The 23,276-nt window shown below is 61.8% G+C and carries 21 protein-coding genes; 7 read left to right on the top strand and 14 right to left on the bottom strand.

Annotated elements, in window-relative coordinates; translation table 11 throughout:
- Window positions 1-15: 15 nt before the first annotated feature.
- The 5 genes from V6607_RS09935 to V6607_RS09915 form a co-directional block, all read right to left on the bottom strand.
- Window positions 16-1,836: an ABC transporter ATP-binding protein gene (locus V6607_RS09935; protein WP_338743762.1), complete on the bottom strand. Its 1,821-nt coding sequence runs from the start codon at window positions 1,834-1,836 to the stop codon at window positions 16-18.
- Window positions 1,829-2,464 (bottom strand): DsbA family protein, encoded by a 636-nt coding sequence (locus V6607_RS09930; RefSeq protein WP_008433236.1) that lies wholly within the window; start codon window positions 2,462-2,464, stop codon window positions 1,829-1,831. The genes V6607_RS09935 and V6607_RS09930 overlap by 8 nt, the downstream gene beginning before the upstream one ends.
- Before the next feature lie 3 nt (window positions 2,465-2,467).
- The gene (locus V6607_RS09925; protein WP_003216738.1) at window positions 2,468-3,412 is read right to left on the bottom strand and encodes a rhodanese-related sulfurtransferase; all 945 of its coding nucleotides are present in this window, start codon (window positions 3,410-3,412) and stop codon (window positions 2,468-2,470) included.
- Between the two features lie 274 nt (window positions 3,413-3,686).
- Window positions 3,687-3,980 (bottom strand): BolA family protein, encoded by a 294-nt coding sequence (locus V6607_RS09920; RefSeq protein ID WP_003216739.1) that lies wholly within the window; start codon window positions 3,978-3,980, stop codon window positions 3,687-3,689.
- A gap of 6 nt (window positions 3,981-3,986) precedes the next feature.
- Entirely contained in the window at window positions 3,987-4,505 is a 519-nt protein-coding gene (locus tag V6607_RS09915) for a DUF2059 domain-containing protein (protein ID WP_003216742.1), read from the bottom strand.
- A gap of 193 nt (window positions 4,506-4,698) precedes the next feature.
- On the opposite strand from V6607_RS09915, the gene V6607_RS09910 reads away from it, so the two are divergent.
- Window positions 4,699-6,087, top strand: coding sequence for a class II fumarate hydratase (locus V6607_RS09910; RefSeq protein ID WP_003216744.1), 1,389 nt, complete (start codon window positions 4,699-4,701; stop codon window positions 6,085-6,087).
- Here V6607_RS09910 and V6607_RS09905 read toward each other — a convergent pair.
- The 3 genes from V6607_RS09905 to pap all read right to left on the bottom strand — a co-directional run bounded on the left by V6607_RS09905 (window position 6,084) and on the right by pap (window position 10,032).
- Window positions 6,084-7,040, bottom strand: a complete 957-nt coding sequence (locus V6607_RS09905; RefSeq protein ID WP_003216745.1) for a DMT family transporter — start codon at window positions 7,038-7,040, stop codon at window positions 6,084-6,086. The genes V6607_RS09910 and V6607_RS09905 overlap by 4 nt on opposite strands.
- A 187-nt stretch (window positions 7,041-7,227) precedes the next feature.
- Window positions 7,228-8,412, bottom strand: a complete 1,185-nt coding sequence (locus V6607_RS09900) for a thiolase family protein (protein ID WP_134326023.1) — start codon at window positions 8,410-8,412, stop codon at window positions 7,228-7,230.
- 102 nt (window positions 8,413-8,514) lie between these two features.
- Complete coding sequence (pap, locus tag V6607_RS09895) at window positions 8,515-10,032, bottom strand: polyphosphate:AMP phosphotransferase (RefSeq protein WP_102368465.1); 1,518 nt, start codon at window positions 10,030-10,032, stop codon at window positions 8,515-8,517.
- 141 nt (window positions 10,033-10,173) lie between these two features.
- Between pap and mnmC the strand changes: the two genes are divergently transcribed.
- From mnmC to V6607_RS09870, 5 genes are all read left to right on the top strand, one after another.
- On the top strand, window positions 10,174-12,162 hold the full coding sequence (gene mnmC / locus V6607_RS09890) for a bifunctional tRNA (5-methylaminomethyl-2-thiouridine)(34)-methyltransferase MnmD/FAD-dependent 5-carboxymethylaminomethyl-2-thiouridine(34) oxidoreductase MnmC (protein WP_134326022.1): 1,989 nt from the start codon (window positions 10,174-10,176) through the stop codon (window positions 12,160-12,162).
- A gap of 154 nt (window positions 12,163-12,316) precedes the next feature.
- The gene (locus V6607_RS09885; RefSeq protein ID WP_134326021.1) at window positions 12,317-14,089 is read left to right on the top strand and encodes an N-acetylglutaminylglutamine amidotransferase; all 1,773 of its coding nucleotides are present in this window, start codon (window positions 12,317-12,319) and stop codon (window positions 14,087-14,089) included.
- A gap of 3 nt (window positions 14,090-14,092) precedes the next feature.
- Complete coding sequence (gene ngg / locus V6607_RS09880; protein WP_134326020.1) at window positions 14,093-15,838, top strand: N-acetylglutaminylglutamine synthetase; 1,746 nt, start codon at window positions 14,093-14,095, stop codon at window positions 15,836-15,838.
- A gap of 133 nt (window positions 15,839-15,971) precedes the next feature.
- Complete coding sequence (locus V6607_RS09875) at window positions 15,972-17,156, top strand: osmoprotectant NAGGN system M42 family peptidase (RefSeq protein ID WP_003216760.1); 1,185 nt, start codon at window positions 15,972-15,974, stop codon at window positions 17,154-17,156.
- 59 nt (window positions 17,157-17,215) lie between these two features.
- Complete coding sequence (locus V6607_RS09870) at window positions 17,216-17,443, top strand: YheU family protein (protein ID WP_003192759.1); 228 nt, start codon at window positions 17,216-17,218, stop codon at window positions 17,441-17,443.
- A gap of 3 nt (window positions 17,444-17,446) precedes the next feature.
- Here V6607_RS09870 and csrA read toward each other — a convergent pair whose 3' ends face one another.
- Entirely contained in the window at window positions 17,447-17,656 is a 210-nt protein-coding gene (gene csrA / locus V6607_RS09865) for a carbon storage regulator CsrA (RefSeq protein WP_134326019.1), read from the bottom strand.
- 386 nt (window positions 17,657-18,042) lie between these two features.
- Window positions 18,043-18,864 carry an SDR family oxidoreductase gene (locus V6607_RS09860; RefSeq protein WP_102368462.1) on the bottom strand — a complete coding sequence of 274 codons (822 nt, stop codon included), beginning with the start codon at window positions 18,862-18,864 and terminating at the stop codon, window positions 18,043-18,045.
- Between the two features lie 329 nt (window positions 18,865-19,193).
- On the opposite strand from V6607_RS09860, the gene V6607_RS09855 reads away from it, so the two are divergent.
- On the top strand, window positions 19,194-19,346 hold the full coding sequence (locus V6607_RS09855; RefSeq protein ID WP_003216767.1) for a DUF3309 family protein: 153 nt from the start codon (window positions 19,194-19,196) through the stop codon (window positions 19,344-19,346).
- A 60-nt stretch (window positions 19,347-19,406) separates the two neighbouring features.
- Here V6607_RS09855 and V6607_RS09850 read toward each other — a convergent pair whose 3' ends face one another.
- The 4 genes from V6607_RS09850 to V6607_RS09835 form a co-directional block, all read right to left on the bottom strand.
- Window positions 19,407-21,494, bottom strand: coding sequence for an LTA synthase family protein (locus tag V6607_RS09850; RefSeq protein ID WP_134326018.1), 2,088 nt, complete (start codon window positions 21,492-21,494; stop codon window positions 19,407-19,409).
- A gap of 396 nt (window positions 21,495-21,890) precedes the next feature.
- The gene (locus tag V6607_RS09845) at window positions 21,891-22,082 is read right to left on the bottom strand and encodes a PLDc N-terminal domain-containing protein (protein WP_003172956.1); all 192 of its coding nucleotides are present in this window, start codon (window positions 22,080-22,082) and stop codon (window positions 21,891-21,893) included.
- 68 nt (window positions 22,083-22,150) lie between these two features.
- Complete coding sequence (locus V6607_RS09840) at window positions 22,151-22,681, bottom strand: hypothetical protein (RefSeq protein WP_134326016.1); 531 nt, start codon at window positions 22,679-22,681, stop codon at window positions 22,151-22,153.
- Window positions 22,682-22,722: 41 nt separating this feature from the next.
- Complete coding sequence (locus V6607_RS09835; protein ID WP_010176046.1) at window positions 22,723-23,238, bottom strand: ankyrin repeat domain-containing protein; 516 nt, start codon at window positions 23,236-23,238, stop codon at window positions 22,723-22,725.
- Window positions 23,239-23,276 lie beyond the last annotated feature (38 nt).

Raw genomic sequence — 23,276 nt, 5'->3', positions numbered from 1 at the left:
TCAGCGTAGGCTAAATCACCGCACTTGTTGCAAGTGTCCGTAAAGTTTGGCGTACAAGCCACCATCAGCAATCAACTGCTGATGGTCGCCATCTTCGGCAATATGGCCGCCATCGAACACCAATACCCGATCCGCCTGTTTCACCGCCGACAGCCTGTGGGCGATGATCAAGGTGGTACGGCCACTGAGAAACCGCGCCAGCGCCTGGTGCAGGTTGTATTCGGTTGCCGCATCCAGGGCCGAGGTGGCCTCGTCGAGTATTACCACTTTCGGCTCCGCCAGCACCATCCGTGCAATGGCCAGGCGTTGACGCTGCCCACCGGAAAAGCGCACGCCGGAGCGTCCGACCACGCTGTCCAGGCCCAGCGGCAGCGCCTTGACGGTCGTATCCAGCTGGGCAATTTCCAGCGCCTGCCAACAGGCCTGGTCGCTGCGCTCGCGGCCCATGGTCAGGTTGGCGCGCACCGTATCATTGAACAGTGCCGGGTGCTGCAGCACCACGGAGACATTCTCGCGAATCGTCTCCAGGCCGATTTCCTGCTGGGTCGAACCACCGAAGCGAATGCTGCCGGCCTGCGGCGTATACAGCCCCAGCAACAGTTGCACCAGGGTACTTTTGCCGCCGCCGCTGGCGCCGACAATCGCGACTTTTTCACCCGGGGCGATGTTCAGGTTCAACTGGTCCAGCACCAGTTCCTCGCCGTAGCCGAAATTCAGGCCGCGCACTTCGATGCCGACCGTCTCGCGTCCGGTAAACGGATCGGCACCGCCCGCGTATTGCGGTTCATCGGCGCGGGCCAGCAGTTCGTTGATCCGCGTCAGCGCCCCGCCCGCCGCGTAGTAGGCGTATTGCAGGTTCAGCAACTGTTCCACCGGGCTGATCATGAACCACAGGTAACTGAACACCGCGAGCATCTGGCCGATGGACAGGTCGGAAAACAGCACCGTCAGCATCGCCGCCGCACGGAAGATGTCGATACCAAACTGGAACAGCAAGCCACTGGCGCGGCTGGAGGCGTCGCTTTTCCACTGGGAATTGACCGCAAAATCCCGCACTTCCTGGGCCCGCCGGCCCAGGCGACCGAGGAAAAAGCCCTGGCGATTGCCGGCACGCACTTCCTGGATCGCATCGAGGGTTTCGGTGAGCACCTGGGTGAACCGCGACGTGCTGTCGTTTTCCAGCTTCTTCAGGTGCTTGACCCGCTTGCCCAACTGCACCGTGGCGTAGATCACCAGCGGGTTGAACAGCAGGATCAACAGTGCCAGCTTCCAGTGCATCCACATCAGGATCCCGGAGGTGCCTACCAGGGTGAGCATCGCCACCAGGAACCGGCTGAGGGTTTCACCGACGAATTTGTCCACCGTGTCCAGGTCGGTGACCAGGTGCGTAGTCACCGTGCCGCTGCCCAGGCTTTCGTATTCGCTGAGGGAAATGCGTTTGAGGCGCTCGATCAGCCGCACGCGAATGCGATAGACGATGTCCTTGGCCAGTCGCGCAAACAACCGCGCCTGCAGCACGTTGAACACCAGGGCGCCGCAACGCAGCAGCAAGGTCACCAGCAGCATCAGGCCGATATAGCCGGCGGCCTTCTGCCAACCCAGGGGCAATGCGTGGTTCATCACCTTCAGTGCCGCATCGCCATGGCCCAACAGCACTTCGTCCACCAGCAACGGCAGCAGCAATGGAATCGGCACGCTGCACAAGGTTGCCAGCACGGCGACGCCATTGGCGATCCACAGGGATTTCTTGTGATGCAGCGCCAGGCGGCGGACTTCCGCCCAGGTCAGCCGGTCGACACGCTTGGGTTGCTCAACGGGATCGGGCTGATCATGCACAGGCAGCTCGCTCCAGCCAGCGGCTCAGCAGCGGCGCCAATTCGGACAGCGGCTGATAGCCGTTGGTCAGCAGCGCCAGTTGCCCATTACGCTCCGCCAGCAAGGTCGGGAAACCGGCGATGCCCAGGTCCTGGACCCAGGTGAAATCCGCCGCGGTGGCCGCGTGCTGGTCGGCGCGGTCAAAAGCTTCGGCGAACTCGATACGCGGCACACCAGCGGTCTCGGCCAGTTCCACCAATACGTCGGCGCGAGTCACATCGCGCCCTTCGACGTAGAACGCCTGCTGGATCAGGCCCAGCAGTTTCCACGCGCAATCCGGCGCCAGGCTGCGGGCAGTGACCACGGCGCGGCAAGCCGGCTCGGTGTCGTAGACAAAACCATCAGGCAGTGCACCTTCACGCTTGAACGGCTGGCCGGTGGCGTCGGTCACGGCCTGCCAATGCTCAAGAATATAGCGCCGGGTCGTCGGCTCCAGCGCCGCGCCACTGCCGGTGCGCAAGCCACCCACCACCAGGTGCAGCTCCACGCCTGCGGCCTGGGCCTGCTCAACCAGCGCCTTGGCCACCGGGGCGAAACCCCAGCACCAGGAGCACATCGGATCCATTACATAGAGCAGGCGTGCGGACATGGCTCAGGCCTCGGAGGATGGGGATTGCTTGTAGTTGTAGCCAATCGGGTGCGGCATATTGCGGGCCTTGGCCAGTTCAATCTGCTTTTGCCGGTCGATCGCGCTGCGACGGGTCTTCTCTGAAAGCTTATCCCAGCAATGCGGGCAACTGATGCCAGCTACATAGTGTTCGGATGCACGGTCCTCGACGCTGACCGGTGTGCGGCAGGCATGACATTGATCGTAGTCGCCTTCGCTCAAGTCGTGGCGCACGGTCACGCGATTGTCGAACACAAAGCAGTCGCCCTGCCACTTGGTTTCTTCCTGCGGCACCTCTTCGAGGTACTTCAGGATGCCGCCCTTGAGGTGATACACCTCGTCGAAACCCTCGCTGAGCATATAGCTCGAGGCTTTCTCACAACGAATGCCGCCGGTGCAGAACATGGCGACTTTCTTGTGTTTGGCCGGGTCGAAGTTGGCTTTGATGTAGTCGGGAAATTCGCGAAAGCTGGTGGTCTTCGGGTCGATCGCGCCTTCAAAGGTGCCGATGGACACTTCGTAGTCGTTGCGGGTATCGATCAGCAGCACTTCAGGGTCGCTGATCAGCGCATTCCAGTCCTGCGGCTCGACGTAGGTGCCGACTTTCTTGTTCGGGTCGACGCCTTCGACGCCCAGGGTCACGATCTCTTTCTTGAGCTTGACCTTGGTGCGGTAGAACGGCTGCTCGTCGCAGTACGACTCTTTGTGGTCGATGTCGTCCATGCGCGGGTCGTTCTTGAGCCAGGCCATCAAGCCATCAATGCCTTCGCGGCTGCCGGAAACAGTGCCGTTGATGCCTTCTTCGGCAATCAGCAAGGTGCCTTTGATGCCGTTGTCGACCATCGCCTGCAGCAGTGGCTCGCGCAGGGCGACGTAATCTTCGAGGGTGACGAACTTATACAGTGCCGCCACGACAATCGGTTGAGTCATGGGTGTTCTCTCCAGGTGGCTACCCTCGTAAAGGGTGAACCGGATGCAAAAAAAACGCGCCGACTGAGCGGCGCGTTGCGGATTCTAACAAAAATGGCGACGATTATGGACCGCCTCTTACTGTGGCGAGGGAGCTTGCTCCCGCTGGGCTGCGGAGCGGCCCCAACCAGGCAGTTGCAACCTTTCAGAAAGATCGCGGTGATTGGCAGAAGGGCTGCTGCGCAGCCCAGCGGGAGCAAGCTCCCTCGCCACATCAAGCTGATGTGCCACAGTGTCAGTGACCGCCGGCGCAGGTCGGCGAGGCCGGGGCTGCGTCGATTTTCGCCCATTCTTCAGGCGTGTAGGTATGCAGCGCCAACGCATGGAATTCGCTCATCAGGTCACCCAACGTGGCATAGACCTTCTGGTGGCGCTTGACGCGGTTGAGGCCCTCGAACTGCTGGCTGACCAGCACGGCCTTGAAGTGGGTCTGCAACCCACGGCTGTGCATATGGCTTTCATCCAGCACGCTCAAGTGTTCCGGGCTCAGGGCGACGAGTGCCGATTCGATACGCTGTTGCATGGTCATTCCTGTTTACTTCTTCTTGGCCGGGGCCGGGGCTTTTGGCGTCAGCTCGTTGGTCATGTCTTCCAGCAGCTTGTTCACCACAGGTACCGCGCTTTCCAGCTTGGCCTGGGTCATCTGGGCCGATTGCTGGGTCAGCTGGGGCATTTTCTCCAGGACTTTCTTGCCCAGTGGCGACTGGTAGAACGCAACCAGGTCCTTGAGCTCGGATTCGCTGAAGTTGTCGGTGTAGAGCTTGATCATGTCCGGCTTGAGCTTGTTCCAGCCGATGGCCTGGTCCAGGGCGGTGTTGGCCTTGGCCTGGTAGGTGTCCAGGACGGTTTGCTTGGAAGCAGGCGCCTTGGTCTGCTCGAAACGCTGGGCGAACATTTGTTGCACTTGCATGTACACCGGGGTACCCAGCTTGTCGGCATGGGCCAGGGTAAGGAAGGCTTCGGCACTGGCGTTGTGGCTGGCGGTATCGGCAAAAACCTGGCCGCTGGCACATACCAGAGCAACCGCGGTACAGATGGCACGAAGACGAGTCATCGAGTTTCCTTTTCTAGCAGGCGAGGTAAGACCCCAAGGGCGCCCATTCTGCGCCTAAAAAACGCCGCGGCTCAACCCCACGCCTTGTGGGGCCTGGTTTTGCGGGGCTTAATCCGATGAAAAGTCTTTTAAGGGAACCCCACCGGGCGATCAGGGCCTAAACTGCGCAAACGAACCTGAAGGAGTGTGCCCGATGAGCCGTATCGAAACCGACAGCCTGGGAGAAGTGCAAGTCCCGGATGACGCTTACTGGGGCGCGCAGACCCAACGCTCGCTGGTGAACTTCGCCATCGGCGACCAACGCATGCCCCTGGCTGTGTTGCACGCCCTGGCCCTGATCAAGAAGGCTGCGGCCCGGGTCAACGACCGCAATGGCGACCTGCCCGCCGACATCGCCCGGCTGATCGAACAGGCCGCTGACGAAGTGCTCGCCGGCGAACACGACGACCAGTTTCCCCTGGTGGTGTGGCAGACCGGCAGCGGCACCCAGAGCAACATGAACGCCAACGAAGTGATCGCCGGCCGTGCCAACGAGCTGGCGGGCAAGCCCCGTGGCGGCAAGAGCCCGGTGCATCCCAACGACCACGTCAACCGTTCCCAGAGTTCCAACGACTGCTTCCCCACCGCCATGAGCATCGCCGCCGTGCAGGCCGTCACCGAGAAGCTGTTGCCGGCGATCCGTGAACTGTCTGGTGGTTTGGCAGAGTTGTCGGCGCGCCACATGAAGCTGGTGAAAACCGGCCGCACCCACATGATGGATGCGACGCCCATCACCTTCGGCCAGGAAGTCTCGGCCTTTATAGCGCAACTCGACTACGCCGAACGCGCGATCCGCAGCGCCCTGCCCGCCGTGTGTGAACTGGCCCAGGGTGGTACTGCCGTCGGCACCGGGCTCAATTCACCCCACGGTTTTGGCGAGGCGATTGCCTCGGAATTGGCCGCGCTGTCGGGCCTGCCGTTTGTCACCGCACCGAACAAATTCGCCGCGCTGTCGGGCCATGAGCCGTTGACCACCCTGCACGGCGCCTTGAAGACCCTGGCCGTGGCCCTGATGAAAATCGCCAACGACCTGCGCCTGCTGGGCTCCGGCCCGCGTGCCGGGCTGGCGGAAGTCAAGTTGCCGGCGAATGAACCGGGCAGCTCGATCATGCCCGGCAAGGTCAACCCGACCCAGTGCGAAGCGCTGTCGATGCTGGCCTGCCAGGTGCTGGGCAATGACGTGACCATTGGCTTCGCCGCCAGCCAGGGCCACTTGCAGTTGAACGTGTACAAGCCGGTGATCATCCACAACCTGCTGGAGTCGATCCGCCTGCTGGCCGACGGTTGCAGCAACTTCCAGGAGCACTGCATCGCCGGCCTGGAACCCGACGCCGAGCAAATGGCCGCGCACCTTGAGCGTGGCCTGATGCTGGTGACTGCGCTGAACCCGCACATCGGCTACGACAAGTCCGCCGAGATTGCCAAGAAGGCATATGCCGAAGGGCTGACCCTACGGGAAGCGGCGCTGAAGCTGGGCTATCTCACGGACGAAGAGTTCGACCAGTGGGTGCGTCCGGAAAACATGCTGGAAGCCGGTCATTAAGACGCCAATCGTGCACGCCGGGCCCTGAGCCCGGCGAACAGCGACGGCGCCAACGCCACGGTCGCGGACCCCAGCACCACCAACACGGCCCCGCCGTAGCCGAGGGCATTGATGTCTTCGGCGTGCACATACTCGGGCCACATCCAGGCGGCCAGCGCTACCGCGACGAAGGTCACCAATGGCGTCAGCGCCAGGGTGGCGCTGACGCGCGAGGCTTCCCAGTGGGCCAGGGCTTCAGCGAATGCGCCGTAGGCAATCAGCGTATTGAAACAGCAGGCCAGCAGCAGCCAGCCTTGCAGCGGGCTCAGTTGCAGCGCTTCCATCGGGTGCGCCCATGGCGTCAGCAAGAGCGCGCAGGACAGGTAGATCACCATCATCACCTGCAACGAATTCCATACCGTCAGCAACTGCTTCTGGCCCAGGGCGTAGAAGGTCCAGATAGTGGTGGCCAGGAGAATCGTCAGCACCCCGGCGGTGTAGCTGCCCAGGGAGGTCAACAACTCGGTCAGGCGCTGGTTGAAGAACAGGCCGAAGCCGATGATCAGCACCAGCAGGCCCATGCCCTGCCCGAGGCTGAAGCGTTCCTTGAACACGAAGACGCTGGCGATCATCAGGAAGATCGGGCCCACCTGTACCACCAGTTGCGCGGTGCCGGGGCTCAGCAGTTTGAGGCCGACCAGGTAGAGCACGTAGTTGCCCATCAGGCCGCACACGGCGATTGCTACCAGCCAGCCACCTTTTGGTCCGAGGGAACGCCAGCTGGGCAGGCGCCTTACGGCGGCGAGATAGATAAACAGACAACTGCCGGAGACGACCAGGCGAAACCAGGTGACGGTGACGGGGTCCATCACCTGCAAGACCTGTTTGAGTTTGATCGGCAGAATGCCCCAGAGCAGCGCGGTCAGCAGGGCCAGGGATAAACCGTAGACCCAACGGCCCGATGAGATGTGCATGAGTGCCCCGAATGCCTGAGGTGGAGGAGGTGCATTCTAGGGGGATGTGAACGGATTGGGATACGGTGCTGATCAAATGTGGGAGCGGGCTTGCTCGCGAAGGCGGTCTATCAGCCAACATTTTCATCGACTGCCCCGCCGCATTCGCGAGCAAGTCGAATCGTCGCACCGCCACTCCCACACTGAGTCAGCGTACGGCTTCGAACAAGCCGGTGGCCCCCATGCCGCCGCCCACACACATAGTGACAATGCCGTAACGCAACTTGCGCCGCTGCAACTCACGCACCAGATGCCCCACCTGCCGCGACCCCGTCATCCCAAACGGATGCCCGATGGAAATCGACCCACCGTTGACGTTGTACTTGGCGTTATCAATTTCCAGCCGATTACGCGCATAAAGGCACTGCGAGGCAAACGCCTCATTCAACTCCCACAAATCAATATCCGCCACTGCCAGCCCACGGGCCTTGAGCAACTTGGGCACCGAAAACACCGGCCCGATCCCCATCTCATCCGGCTCACACCCCGCCACCGTAAACCCGCGAAAAAACGCCTTGGGCTTAAGCCCCAGTTCCAGCGCTTTTTCCAGGCTCATCACCAGTGTCATGGAAGCCCCATCAGACAACTGCGAGGAATTCCCCGCCGTCACCGACCCATCCTCCGCAAACACCGGCTTCAATCCCGCAAGACTGGCCAACGTCGTATCCGGACGATTGCAATCATCCCGATCCACCACCCCCTCCAACACCTGCACCGCGCCAGTGTTCTTGTCCTCAACCTTGTACTTCACCGCCATCGGCACGATTTCATCATCGAACAACCCGTCAGCCTGGGCCTGAGCCGTACGCTGCTGGCTTTGCAGCGCATACAGATCCTGCTCTTCACGACTGACGTGATACCGCCGCGCAACGATTTCCGCCGTCTGCCCCATGGGAAAGTAAATGCCCGGCACCTGCTCCTTGAGCCACGGATTGATCAGGTTATCGGTGTTGACGCTCTTCATGGTCAGGCTGATGGACTCGACCCCACCGGCCACGATGATCTCGCTGCAACCGGAAGCAATCTGGTTGGCGGCGATCGCAATCGCCTGCAACCCCGAGGAACAGAAACGGTTGAGGGTCATGCCCGCCGTACCGGTACCCAGTTGCGACAACACCGCCACATTGCGGCCGATGTTGTAGCCCTGGGCACCTTCGTTGGAACCGGCGCCGACGATGCAGTCCTCGACCGTGGCCGGGTCGATGCCATTGCGGGTCAGCAACGCGTTCACGCAATGGGCAGCCATGTCATCGGGACGGGTCTGGTTGAACTTGCCGCGAAAGGACTTGGCCAGGCCGGTTCGCACGCTGTCGACGATCACTACTTCACGCATGGGCTACCTCAATTGTTGTGGTTGTTGAGAGATGGATCGAGCATAGATCCCGCCCTCTTCAACCGCGACAATCATTCACCCCGCGTATGCAAAAGCATGGCGTTACTTCTTCTTGTCCTTCTTGTCATGCTTGTCGGTCTTGTCGAACGCTTCCTCCAGCGCCCGGTTGATGGTGCGCAGTACCTTCACCCGCGCCCAGCGCTTGTCGTTGGCTTCAACCAGCGTCCACGGCGCAATCTCGGTGCTGGTGCGGTCCACCATGTCACCCACCGCCGCCCGGTAGTCGTCCCACTTCTCGCGGTTACGCCAGTCGTCCTCGGTGATCTTGAAGCGTTTGAACGGGATTTCCTCGCGGGCCTGGAACCGCTCCAGCTGCGTCTGCTTGTCGATCGCCAGCCAGAACTTGACCACGATCACCCCGGCGTCGCGCAGTTGCTCTTCGAAGTCGTTGATCTCGCCGTAGGCGCGCATCCAGTCCGTCGGCGTGCAGAAGCCTTCGATGCGTTCCACCAACACCCGGCCATACCAGGAGCGGTCGAACACGGTGAACATGCCCCGCGCCGGAATCTTCTGCCAGAAACGCCACAGGTAAGGCTGGGCGCGCTCGTCTTCACTGGGCGCGGCAATCGGCACGATGTGGTACTGCCGGGGATCGAGGGCTGCCGCCACACGCCGGATGGCCCCACCCTTGCCCGCCGCGTCGTTGCCTTCAAACACCGTCACCAACGCGTGCTTGCGCATGCGCTTGTCGCGCATCAGCCCGGAGAACCGTGCCTGCTCGGTAATCAGTTGTTCTTCGTAATCGTCCTTTTCAAGGCTCAGGCTCATGTCCAGGCTGTTCAGCAGGCTCATCTGGTCAACCGCCGATGGCAGCGGCGCCGGGTTCATGCCGCTGGCTTTACCCTTGGGCACTTTCAAGGCGTTTTGCAGGCCTTCGAGCAGGATCTTGCCGACGGTCAGCCCGCGGTAGTGCGCATCGACACCCTCGATCACATACCAAGGCGCATAGTCACGGCTGGTGCGGCGCAGGATCCGCTCACCAAAATGCACAAACTTGTCGTAGGTCTTGGACTGCTGCCAGTCCAGCGGGCTGATGCGCCAGCTGTGCAGTGGGTCGTCCTGCAAGGCCTTGAGCCGGGATTTCATTTGCTTCTTGGAGAGGTGAAACCAGAACTTGAAGATCAGCGCGCCTTCGTCACACAGCATCTTTTCCAGGCGCTCGGCACCGGCGATGGCCTGGTCGAGCCGCGCATCCTTGATCTCGCCATGGACGCGACTCTGCAGCATCTGGCTGTACCAGTTACCAAAAAAGACCCCCATGCGGCCTTTCGCCGGCAGCTGGCGCCAGTAGCGCCAGGCCGGCGGGCGGGCCAGTTCTTCGTCGGTCTGCTGGTCGAAGGTGCGCACCTCGATCAGGCGCGGGTCCATCCATTCATTCAGCAATTTGACGGTTTCACCCTTGCCCGCACCTTCGATGCCATTGATCAGGATGATCACCGGGAAGCGCTTCTGCTGTTGCAGTTCGTACTGCACTTCCAGCAAGGCTTCACGCAGGGCCGGCACTTCGGCGTCGTAGGTGTCTTTGTCGATGGCGTGACCGATTTCGGCAGATTCGAACATGGGCGGCTCCGTTCCAGAAGTGATCAAGACTAGCGGATTGGGCAACAACACGTGGCAGGAAATTCCACAGCGGCTTGCCATGGATCAATGACAACCCTGTTGATCAGCTAGAATGGCCGCCTTGCCTTTGCCGAGCCGCTCATGAACCCCGTATCCCACGCCCAGCTTGACTGGGATGACCAAGGTCGCCCGCACTCGCGGGTCTTCGATGACGTGTACTTCTCCGACAAGTCGGGCCTTGAAGAAACCCGCTACGTGTTCCTCGAACAGAACCGTTTGCAGGAACGCTTTGCGGCGCTGCCGATGGGCGGGCGCTTGGTGATTGGTGAGACGGGCTTCGGCACCGGCCTGAATTTCCTGTGCGCCTGGCAGTTGTTTGATCAACACGCGGTGGCGGGTGCACGCCTGCATTTTGTCAGCGTGGAAAAGTACCCGCTGAGCCACGCCGACCTGCAGCGCGCCCTCGCCCTCTGGCCGGAACTGGCACCGTTCGCCGAGCAGCTGTTGGCGCAATACATCGCGATTCACCAAGGCTTCCAGCGGCTGGTACTGGATAACGGTCGAGTCACCCTGACGTTGCTGATCGGCGACGCCCTGGAGCAATTGCCGCAACTGGACGCACAGGTCGACGCCTGGTTCCTCGACGGTTTCGCCCCGGCCAAGAACCCCGACATGTGGACTGCCGAGCTGTTCGCCGAACTGGCGCGGCTGGCGGCGCCGGGCTCGACCATCAGCACCTTTACCAGCACCGGCTGGGTACGGCGGTTGATCAACGCCGCCGGGTTCAAGATGAAGCGCACCCCCGGCATCGGCCACAAGTGGGAAATCCTGCGGGGTGAGTTTCTCGGCTGGCCCGCTGAAACGCCTGCGCCTGCCGCGGCAAAACCCTGGTTTGCGCGCCCACCTGCGGTTTCCGGTGAACGCCATGCACTGGTCATCGGTGGTGGCCTGGCCGGTTGCGCCACGGCGGCCAGCCTGGCGGCACGCGGCTGGCGCGTCAGTTTGCTGGAACGCCACGCAGCGCTCGCACAGGAAGCTTCCGGCAACCCGCAAGGGGTGTTGTACCTCAAGCTTTCCGCCCATGGCACGGCACTTTCGCAGTTGATTCTCAGCGGTTTCGGCCACACCCGGCGCCTGCTGGAACACCTGCAACGTGGCGTGGACTGGGATGGCTGCGGCGTGCTGCAACTGGCCTTCAACGCCAAGGAAGCCGAGCGCCAGGCACAACTGGCCGGCGCTTTTGCCCAGGACCTGTTGCACCTGCTGGATAAAGAGCAGGCACAGGCGCGCGCCGGGATAACGCTGGAGCACGGCGGCTTGTTCTTCCCCGAAGGCGGCTGGGTTCACCCGCCGGCGCTGTGCGAATGGCAAGCCAGGCACCCGCTGATCGAAGTGCTCCAGCACCACGACGCCCTTGAGCTCAAGCAGGTCGACAGTCAGTGGCAGGCGTTGCAGGGCGATACGGTTCTGGCTCAAGCCAGTGTGGTCGTGCTGGCCGGCGCCGCCGAGATCAAGCGGTTTTCCTTCAGCGCTGACTTGCCCCTCAAGCGCATCCGCGGGCAAATCACTCGCCTGCCGCAAACGGCGCAAAGCCAGGCGTTGGCCACAGTAGTGTGCGCCGAGGGCTACGTCGCCCCGCCACGCCTGGGCGAGCACACCCTCGGTGCCAGCTTCGACTTCAAGAGCGATGACCTTACGCCCACGGTGGCCGAGCACGCGGGCAATCTGGAGATGCTGCGGGAAATCTCCCTCGATTTGCTGCAACGCCTGGGCGCCGACAGCCTGGCACCCGAACAGCTTGAAGGCCGCGCCGCCTTCCGTTGCACCAGCCCGGACTACCTGCCGATCGTCGGGCCGCTGGCGCAGCGAGAGGCGTTTGATCACACCTACGCCGCCCTTGGCAAAGACGCCCGGCAGGTCCCTGATGCGCCGTGCCCGTGGTTGCACGGCGTGTATATCAACAGTGGCCATGGCTCACGGGGGCTGGTCACCGCGCCACTCTGTGCAGAGCTGCTGGCCGCCTGGCTCGACAATGAGCCCCTGCCGCTGCCGCGCAGTGTCAGCGAAGCCTGTCACCCCAATCGCTTCGCGCTGCGTGCCCTGATCCGCGGTAACCCAGGCAAATCCTGAGGGCCACGACGGGCTTGCAACCCGTCAAGGCTCTTTGCCTTATAACGTATTGTTCTAAAACTCCCACAATTTACCCGGGTCAGTCTCTGGGTACCCGCCGTTTTGGCGGGCTGCATTTCTATCCCTCCCCAACGGAAAAACCGGTAAGGAATTTATGTGCGGATTAGCTGGAGAGTTACGTTTCGATCACCAACCTGCCGACCTGGCAGCGGTGGAACGAATCACCCATCACTTGGCGCCACGCGGTCCTGACGCGTGGGGCTTTCATGCCCAGGGGCCGATTGCCCTGGGCCATCGACGCCTGAAAATCATGGACCTGTCGGATGGCTCCGCCCAACCGATGGTAGACGCCCAGCTGGGCCTGTCCCTGGCGTTCAACGGCGCGATCTATAACTTCCCGGAATTGCGTGAAGAGCTGGAAGCCCTGGGCTACGCCTTCTATTCCGGTGGCGACACCGAAGTGCTGCTCAAGGGCTACCACGCCTGGGGCGAAGCCCTGCTGCCCAAGCTCAACGGGATGTTCGCCTTCGCCATCTGGGAGCGCGATGCCCAGCGCCTGTTTATCGCCCGTGACCGCCTCGGCGTGAAGCCGCTGTACCTGTCGCGCACCGGCCAGCGCCTGCGTTTTGCCTCGGCCCTGCCGGCGCTGCTCAAGGGTGGCGATATCAACCCGATCCTCGATCCGGTGGCCCTCAATCACTACCTGAACTTCCACGCCGTGGTGCCGGCGCCGCGCACCCTGCTGGCGGGCATTGAAAAGCTGCCGCCCGCCTCCTGGATGCGCATCGACGCCGATGGCAAGACTGAACAGAAAACCTGGTGGACCCTGCCCTACGGCCCCCACGCCGGTGAAGCCAACCTGACCCTGGAAGACTGGACCGACCGCGTGCTCGACAGCACCCGCGAAGCCGTGGCGATTCGTCAGCGGGCGGCGGTGGATGTGGGCGTGCTGCTTTCCGGCGGTGTCGATTCCAGCATGCTGGTGGGTCTGTTGCGGGAAGTCGGCGTGCAGGACCTGTCGACCTTCTCCATCGGTTTTGAAGACGCTGGCGGCGAGCGCGGCGACGAGTTCCAGTATTCAGACTTGATCGCCAAGCATTACGGCACCCGTCACCACCAACTGCGTATCGCCGAAAGCGAAATCATCGAGCAATTGCCGGCGGCGTTCCGTGCCATGAGCGAGCCGATGGTCAGCCATGACTGCATTGCCTTCTACCTGCTGTCCCGGGAAGTGGCCAAGCATTGCAAGGTGGTGCAAAGCGGCCAGGGCGCCGATGAACTGTTCGCCGGTTACCACTGGTACCCGCAGGTGGATGGCGCAAGCGACCCGTACGCGGCCTACCGCGACGCATTTTTCGACCGCAGCTACGACGACTACGCCGCTACCGTCGCGCCGAAATGGTTGACCGCGAATGACGCCGCCGGTGACTTCGTGCGCGAGCATTTCGCCCAGCCCGGCGCCGATGCGGCGGTGGACAAAGCCCTGCGCCTGGACAGCACCGTGATGCTGGTGGATGACCCGGTCAAGCGCGTCGACAACATGACCATGGCCTGGGGCCTGGAAGCGCGCACGCCGTTTCTCGACTATCGCCTGGTAGAACTGTCGGCCCGCGTGCCGGGCAAATTCAAATTGCCGGACGGCGGCAAGCAAGTGCTCAAGGAAGCGGCGCGCCGGGTTATCCCGAGCGAGGTCATCGACCGCAAGAAAGGCTACTTCCCGGTGCCCGGCCTCAAGCATTTGCAGGGTGACACCTTGAACTGGGTGCGTGAGCTGCTGCTGGACCCAGGCCAGGACCGCGGCCTGTTCAACCCGGCCATGCTCGACCGCCTGCTCACCGATCCCCAAGGCCAACTGACCCCGTTGCGCGGCTCCAAGCTGTGGCAACTGGCGGCGCTGAACCTGTGGCTCAGCGAACAAGGAATCTGATTCATGAAACCTCATGCCACGGCTTACAGCCAACGCTTGCTGCGAGGGCAGGCGCCCTCCTACGAGCGCCTGCAAGCCCGCTTCGCCGAAGACGGCAGCGAACTGGACCCCACGCCGATTGCCGTGCATTGCGGTTGGGGCCGGCTGTTGATCGGCCACACCTTCCCGGACCCGGCGAGCCTGGCCCTGGAGTTGCTCAACGAGCAGCCGGGCGAGCGGGATATCGCGCTGTATGTGGCGGCGCCGCAGCAGATCCTCGGGATTGATCCCCAGCAGTTGTTTCTCGACCCGTCCGATACCCTGCGCCTGTGGTTCACCGACTATCGTCCGGCGACCCGAGTGTTTCGCGGGTTCCGGATTCGCCGGGTACAAACCGAGGCGGACTGGCAGGCGGTGAACCAGCTGTACCAGGGGCGCGGCATGTTGCCGGTGGACCCGGCGCTGCTCACGCCACGCCATCAAGGCGGCCCGGTGTATTGGCTCGCCGAGGACGAAGACAGCGGCGCGGTGATCGGCAGCGTGATGGGCCTGAACCACCAGAAGGCCTTTCACGATCCGGAGAACGGCTGCAGCCTCTGGTGCCTGGCGGTCGACCCGCAATGTACCCGCCCCGGGGTGGGTGAAGTGCTGGTGCGCCACTTGATCGAACACTTCATGAGCCGTGGCCTGAGCTACCTCGACCTGTCGGTGCTGCACGACAACCGCCAGGCGAAAAGTCTCTACGCCAAGCTTGGCTTTCGCGCGCTGACCACCTTCGCCATCAAGCGCAAGAACGGGATCAACCAGCCGCTGTTCCTCGGCCCTGGCCCGCAGGCGGAGTTCAATCCCTATGCGCGGATCATTGTCGAGGAAGCCCATCGGCGCGGGATCGACGTGCAAGTGGACGATGCCGATGCCGGCTTGTTCACCCTGAGCCACGGTGGCCGCCGGGTGCGCTGCCGCGAATCCCTCAGCGACCTGACCAGCGCCATCAGCATGACTTTGTGCCAGGACAAGAGCCTGACCCACAAGGTGTTCAAGGCCGCAGGCCTGAACCTTCCGGCCCAGCAATTGGCCGGCAGTGCCGATGACAACCTGGAGTTTCTCGACGAGCACCAGCGTATTGTGGTCAAGCCGCTGGATGGCGAACAAGGCCAGGGTGTGGCGGTGGATTTGCAGACCATTGAAGACGTGCAAAAAGCCATTGAGGCGGCCCGCCAATTCGACACCCGTGTACTGCTGGAAAGCTTCCACGAAGGCCTCGACCTGCGCATTCTGGTGATCGGCTTTGAAGTGGTCGCCGCCGCCATTCGCCGCCCGGCGGAAGTCACCGGCGATGGTCAGCATTCCATTGGCGCGTTGATCGAAGCCCAGAGCCGCCGACGCCAGGCCGCCACCGATGGCGAAAGCAAAATTCCCCTGGACCATGAAACCCAACGCACCCTGCAGGCGGCCGGCTACGACTACAACAGCATCCTGCCCCGTGGCGAACGCCTGGCGGTGCGGCGTACCGCCAACCTGCACACCGGCGGTTGCCTGGAAGACGTCACCGCCATCCTCCACCCGACCCTGGTGGACGCCGCCGTGCGCGCCGCCCGTGCCCTCGACATTCCCATGGTGGGACTGGACCTGATGGTGCCGGCCGCCGACCAACCGGACTACGTGTTTATCGAAGCCAACGAACGGGCCGGGCTGGCCAACCATGAACCGCAGCCGACGGCTGAAAAGTTCGTGGACCTGTTGTTTCCCCATAGCCAACCGACGGCGTGAATGATCGTTCCCACGCTCTGCGTGGGAACGCAGCCCGTGACGCTCCGCGTCACAAGAGAGGACGCAGAGCGTCCCATGAGGCATTCCCACGCAGAGCGTGGGAACGATCATCCTCAACTCATCAGGAGTCTTTATGACCCGAACCATCCCCGAACCGGATCTCGCTTACCTGCAAAAAGTGCTGCTGGAAATGCTCGCCATTCCCAGCCCCACCGGGTTTACCGACACCATCGTGCGCTACGTCGCCGAGCGCCTTGAAGAACTGGGCATTCCCTTTGAAATGACCCGGCGCGGCACCATCCGCGCCACCCTCAAGGGCCAGAAAAACAGCCCCGACCGCGCCGTTTCCGCGCACCTGGACACCATCGGCGCCGCCGTGCGGGCGATCAAGGACAATGGCCGCCTGACCCTCGCGCCGGTCGGCTGCTGGTCCAGCCGTTTTGCCGAAGGCAGCCGCGTCAGCCTGTTCACCGATAACGGCGTGATCCGTGGCAGCGTGCTGCCGTTGATGGCCTCCGGTCACGCGTTCAATACGGCCGTGGATGAAATGCCCATCAGTTGGGACCACATCGAACTGCGCCTGGATGCCTACTGCGCCACCCGCGCCGACTGTGACTCCCTGGGTATCAGCGTCGGCGATTTCGTCGCCTTCGACCCGCTGCCGGAGTTCACCGAGAGCGGGCATATCAGCGCCCGCCACCTGGACGATAAAGCGGGGGTTGCCGCGCTGCTGGCGGCGCTCAAAGCGATTGTCGACAGCGGCCAGCCGCTGCTGATCGACTGCCATCCGCTGTTCACCATCACCGAAGAAACCGGCAGTGGTGCGGCGGCGGCATTGCCGTGGGATGTGAGTGAGTTCGTCGGCATCGACATTGCGCCGGTGGCCCACGAGCAGCACTCCAGCGAGCACGCGGTGAGTGTGGCGATGCAGGATTCCGGCGGGCCGTATGACTATCACCTGTCCCGCCACCTGCTGCGCCTGGCGGCGGAAAATGAGCTACCGGTGCGTCGCGACCTGTTTCGCTACTACTTCAGCGACGCGCATTCGGCGGTGACCGCCGGCCACGACATTCGCACCGCACTGCTGGCGTTTGGTTGCGATGCCACCCACGGCTATGAGCGCACGCACATCGACAGCCTCGCCGCCCTGAGTCGCCTGCTGGGCGCGTACATCCTCAGCCCGCCGGTGTTCGCCAGCGATGCACAGCCGGCCAAGGGCTCCCTCGACCGGTTCAGTCACCAGATCGAACACGACACACAAATGGAGAGTGATACCCGCGTGCCGTCGGTGGACAGCCTGGTGGGCCAAAAAACCTGAGACTGGCAACTCGGATCCCGGCGCAGTAGCATCGCCGGGATTCCCTAGCCGAGGCTTGTATGCTGATTCCCTACGATGCACTTGAAGTCGACACCCTGACACGCCTCATCGAAGACTTCGTGACCCGCGACGGCACCGACAATGGTGACGACACACCCCTGGAAACACGGGTGCTGCGGGTACGACAGGCGCTGACCAAGGGCCAGGCGCTGATTGTTTTCGACCCCGAAAGCGAGCAGTGCCAGTTGATGCTCAAGCACGATGTGCCCAAGCACCTGTTCGACTGAGACTCAAGGATTGGGCACAGGCACTGGATGGATATTGGTCTGCTGCCCGTGGCGACTGAGGATCTTCTGATAGACCTCCGCCCGGTGCACATTGACCCCCACCGGCGCTTCCACACCCAACTTCACTTGGGTGCCGTTCACTTCCAGAATGCGCAAGGTGATCTGGTCACCCACCGAAATTATTTCACCTACCGCGCGGCTTAATACCAGCATGGGGTTCGTCCTTTTTAAGTTACCGAACCCCGACCATGCGCTCCCTGCCTGGCACCATCAATGGCCTTCAGGTTAAACAGGCATGCCTTACACATCAGGGTAAATTACCCTACAGACAGGCAGTGAATAATCTCGAATTACACCCAAGAACCAAACGATATGTTCAAATTTGCAGGCACTCTCTGTGGCTAGAGAGCTTGTTGTGGCGAGGAGCTTGCTGTGGCGAGGGAGCTTGCTCCCGCTGGGGTGCGAAGCAGCCCCCAATAAGGTCAATGCATTCTTTCAGGAAGACTTGGGCGGCTGGTTTTGGGGCTGCTTCGCACCCCAGCGGGAGCAAGCTCCCTCGCCACAACAAGCCCTCGCCACATCAGGTGCTCACCTGAAATTCAACCTTTTACCGCCTGCGACTGGGCTTTCGCCCGCATCTTGTCCGCCATCACGGTCATCTCGTCATACAGCAGTTGCGGGTTCTTCTGTTTCAATGCCCAGGCCATGCGCCCCTGCTCGTGGGGCAGGATCATGAATTGCCCTTGCGCCACCTGCTGGTAGATGTAGTCGGCGATCTGTGCGGCGGTAATCGGCGAGCTTTCCAGCAGCTTGCCCACCTGGGCCTTCATCGCGGGCGTCGGCCCGCGGAACGAGTCCAGCAGGTTGGTCTGGAAGAAGGATGGGCACACCACATGCACGCCGACTTCCTGTTGCTTGAGTTCCACCAGCAGGCTCTCCGAGAGCGCCACCACGCCGGCCTTGGCCACGTTGTAGTTGCTCATGGCCGGGCCCTGCATCAGGGCGGCCATGGACGCGATGTTGATGATGCGGCCCTTGCTCTTTTCCAGCAGCGGCAGGAAGGCCTTGCAGCCCTTGACCACGCCCATCAGGTTGATTGCGATCTGCCAGTCCCAGTCTTCCAGGGACAGTTCGCTGAAGAACCCGCCCGATGCGACACCGGCGTTGTTGACGATCACGTCGATGCCACCGAGCTTTTCCTCACAGGCCTGTGCGAACGCGGTGAGCTGGCTGTAGTCGCGCACGTCGCAGCGCTGGGTGAAACCGTCACCGCCGGCCTGGCGTACAAGCTTGAGGGTTTCTTGCAGGCCCGCTTCGCTGACGTCCGACAAGGCCAGTTGCCAACCCTCGCGGGCCCAGCGCAGAGCGATTTCGCGACCCAGGCCAGAACCGGCGCCGGTGATCATCATGCGATTTTGCATAGGAAAGTAGCCTTGTGGTTCACGGAAGAAGTGAGCCGCAGTGTAGCGAAGGTTTTTCCCGCACCCACGCACCATCAGACTGCTGAATGCCCCAGGCAAACCGTGGGCCGGGTCGGATAGCGGGAAACCCGCCAAGTTCCATTTATTTGAACTAAGGACAGTTATTTGCAACGGGGTTAAAGGAAATAAGCAAGTTAGCGAAAAGCTTTAAAAAAACACGGAATTTTCTGCCAAACACATGGGTCGGAGTTATTAAGGCGTCCGTATCAGTTGTCGGGCCTATCCGTTAAATACCAGGTCTTTTCAGAAGACAATAAGGAAAACAAAACATGAGCCTCATTCTTATCATTATTCTGATCCTCCTGCTGGTCGGCGGTCTTCCAGTGTTCCCTCACTCACGCAATTGGGGTTACGGACCATCGGGTATTCTCGGTACTGTGTTGGTAGTGCTGCTGATTCTGTTGTTGCTCGGCAAGATATAACGCGTTCCAGCGTGCAAAAAAAAGAGGCCTTGAAAGGCCTCTTTTTTTATGCGCGGGTGTTTAGTCCGGCTTGCCGTCCACTACACCGGCGGTGTTGTCCAGCAGGCTCTTGGTAGCGGTCTGCAGGAACGATTCGAGCTTCTGCTTCAACGCAGCCTCGTCCGGCGACTCTGGAATCACTTTCCCGGTCGGGTTGGCGCCCAGTTCGTATTCCCACAACTTCGGCGGCATTTCCTTGGGCAGTACCAGCACGCGGTCACCGGTAAGCAAGGCGACGGTCTGGTCGCTGCCCGACGGCTTGATCACGCCAAAGCCCTTGTCGCCTTCTGGCAGGTTGAGCAGGTCGCGGCCCCAGCACTGGTGCAGGGTGTCACCGCCCAGGCGGCCCATGATGGTCGGCACGATGTCGATCTGGGTGCCCACGGTGTGGTCACGCTCGCCGAACTTCTCCTGCATGCCCGGTGCGATCATCAGCATCGGCACGTTGAAGCGGCCCAGGTCCATTTCGGTGATCTGCTGCTCGTTGCCGAAGCCGTGGTCGCCCACGATCACGAACAGGGTTTCCTTGAAGTACGGCTCCTTGCGGGCCTTTTCAAAGAACTGGCCCAAGGCCCAGTCGGAGTAGCGCATGGCCGTCAAATGCTCGTTGAGGCTGCCACGGTCGGTGACCTTCTCGACCGGCAATGGCGTCGGCAACGCGTACGGCGTGTGGTTGGACAGGGTTTGCAGCAGCGCATAGAACGGCTTGCCGCCTTCACGGGCCTTCAACTCTTCCAGGCCACGGTTGAACATGTCCTGGTCGGACACGCCCCAGGTCGGGTCCGAGAACACCGGGTTGACGAAGTCATTACGCCCGATGAAGTTGGTCATGCCCTGGTTGCTGAAGAAGCCCGACTGGTTATCCCAGGCGAAGTCGCCGTTGTAGACGTACACGTCATCGAAATCGCGATGGCTGAGCAACTGCGGCAGGCCCGACAGCTTGTGGCTGCCTTCCGGAGTCTGCATCAGGTATTCGAAACCCGGCAGGTTCGGGAAGCAGGCCATGGTGGCGAACATACCCTGGTGGGTGTGGGTGCCGTTGGAGAAGAAGCGGTCGAACAGCAGGCCTTCCTTGGACAGTTTGTCGAAGTACGGCGTGATGTTGCCCGGGCGGCCCAGGGCGCCCACCGAGTGACCGGCGAAGCTTTCCATCAGGATAACCACGACGTTCTTGATCGGCAGGGTCTTCTCGGCCGGCGGCGTGAAGTCACGGCGTACCGCGGCGGTGTCGGTGTCGACCAGTTTCTCGGTCGGCAATACCAGCATGTCGCGCACGGTCTGGGTGGCCAGCGGCTGCTCCAGGGTGGCTTTCCAGATGTTCGAACGCTCCTCGGAGAAGCGCGATTTCGCCGCCGCAATCAGCGACAAGGTACCGTTGAGGCCCAACTGGTTGGCGAAGTTCGAGTCGGTGGTGTACACGTCGCCCCAACGCAGTGGCGGGCCCTGGCGCAGGGTGCCACGGATGGCGACCACGGCGACCAGCAGGCAGACCACGAACACCGCGATGCGCGTGTACCACGGCGCTACCTGGCGAGTGCCGATGCTGCCACCGCTGAACGGGCCGCGTGGGCGCGTTGCACGGTCGGCGCCTTTGAAGGCGATGCTCAGGATCAGCGTACCCACGGCCCAGGCCAGCAGGTAGCGCACCACCGGGAAACCGTACCAGAGCATGCTCATCACGGTTTTCGGGTCTTCCTTCACGTACTGGAAGACCAGGCCGTTGAGGCGCTGGTGGAACTCGCGGTAGAAGTCCATTTCCATCAGGCCCAGGAACAGCGCGATGCTGGACGCGACCGTCAGCCACAAGCGGAAGAACCCGCGCGCCGCCATGGCCCGTACGCTGAACAACGCCAGCAGCAACGGCACCAGCACGTACATCACCAGGCGGATATCCAGGCGCAGGCCGTTGGCGAACGCTTCAAGGAAAGTCGAGGCCGGTGTGTCGAGGATCATCTCGCGGTTGTAGACCAGCAGCGCCAGGCGCAGCAGGGAGAACATCACCATCATGATCAAGGCACAAAGCAGCGTGTACGCCAGATGGGATTTGACGGTCGGTTGCAGCAAGCGATTAGAAGCTCGCTGCTGATTCAGGGCGTCCGGGTTTGCCATGTCGTTTTAGGACCCATTGGAAGTTTAAGTTGCGAATGAATACAGCGGCGCCCCGCCCTCGCCCAGGCAGGCTGGGGTAGACGGTGAACGCAATGGCGCAAATGGTGCCCGATCAACGCCGGCAACGCCATTGATTACTCACTCCTGCAGTAGGTGGGCACTCGTTTTAGAGCACTCGACAGGGGAAATAGCCGGCGAATTGTCTTGGATGGAATGTGAAAATTTTGTACAGCGAATATCTCGAAACACAATAACGGGCGTACGGAAACAGATGTGGGAGCGGGCTTGCTCGCGAATACGGTAAATCAGTCGATACATCAGGTGACTGTTACACCGTCTTCGCGAGCAAGCCCGCTCCCACACTTACTGTGCCCGCTCTGGATAGCGTTGTTTGGATCAGATCCGCACGTTACCGCGCGGCCCGGCGATCGCCCAGATGATCAAGCCCAGTACCGGCAGCAGCAGGATCAACAGGATCCACAACACTTTGGCGCCGGTACTCGCGCCGCTTTTGAACACGTTGATGATCGCCCAGATATCCAGCGCGAGGATGATCAACCCGATCAGACCATTAAAAGTGGAACCCATGGTGTCGCTCCTAAGTGAGGGCTTGCCTGCTTAGGATAGTCAGCCGTGGCCAGGGGTTCCGTTTTATTTCAGACGTGTACCGCAACCCGCAGGGCTTCCAGCGATGGTTCGCCCTTTATGCCGGTTTCAGCACACAACTCCAGCACCCGTGGCACGTCGTCGCCGTAGACCAGCACAGCCTGGATCTCGTCGTCCAGCAACTGGCTGAAGTTCATCAGCACGTAGCCGCCGTTCTCCGGGTTGAGGGCGCTCATCTGGATCTGGATGCGGTTCAGCGCGGTCAGGGCTTCGGTCTTGGCCAGTTGCTTGGGCTTGAGGTTGAACGCCACGCCGGGGCCAAAGGAGGCGACGATCTGGGCGAACAGGTCCAGGTAGGTGTCGGCCTGGAACAGCACGGTGTCAGGCAGGCTGCCGACGACGATCCACTCACCCAGGGGAATCGGGAAAGTGTCGTCGTAGTTGATGTCGGGGTTGGCGGCCAGGAAAGCGTCGGGATCGGCGTAGGCCTGGGCCGCCTCGTCCGCCACCCTGGCGATCTCGGGTTCGCTCATGCAGCCGGAGCTGATTTTGCTGATGAGTTCGACGAGTGCGGTTTTCATGGGGTGGTCCTGTGGCGGGGCTGATTTTGAGGGCGCAAAGCCTACACCAGTTTTTGCAACTGCGCCGCCGTATCCACCGCCCCCATGGTCTGCGCGGCTGCCAGCGCGGTCACGCCCTGAGCATCGGTGGCCTTGGGATTGGCGCCCTGGCTGATCAGGTAGTCCACCATTTCGGTACGGTTGAACATCGCCGCCATCATCAAGGCGGTGCGACCATCAGAGGATGCGCCTTCGACCAACGCTCCGCCTTCGATCAACGCCTTGACCACCGGCAGGTTGCCCTTGAACGCCGCGCCGGCAATCGGCAGCTGGTTCTTGTCGTTGGCAATCTGGGGGTCGGCCTTGAATTCCAGCAGCACTTTCACCGCGTCCACATGGCCATGGTAGGCCGACAGCATCAACAGCGTATCGCCATTGTGGTTGCGCAGGTTCGGCGGCAAGCCCTTGGCCAGCAACGCCGCCAGCATCGCGGCATCGCCCTTGCGCGCCACGTCGAACACCTGCTCGGCAAATTCGGCGGCTTCATCTTCGGTCATTTGTTTGGCTTGGTCTGACATGTGGGGCTCCTTGTCTGGTGTTTCATAAGGCGCCCAGT

The organism is Pseudomonas sp. KK18 (genome assembly GCF_037094675.1).
Taxonomy (GTDB): Bacteria; Pseudomonadota; Gammaproteobacteria; order Pseudomonadales; family Pseudomonadaceae; genus Aquipseudomonas.
This window is presented reverse-complemented; position numbering and strand designations above follow the sequence as displayed.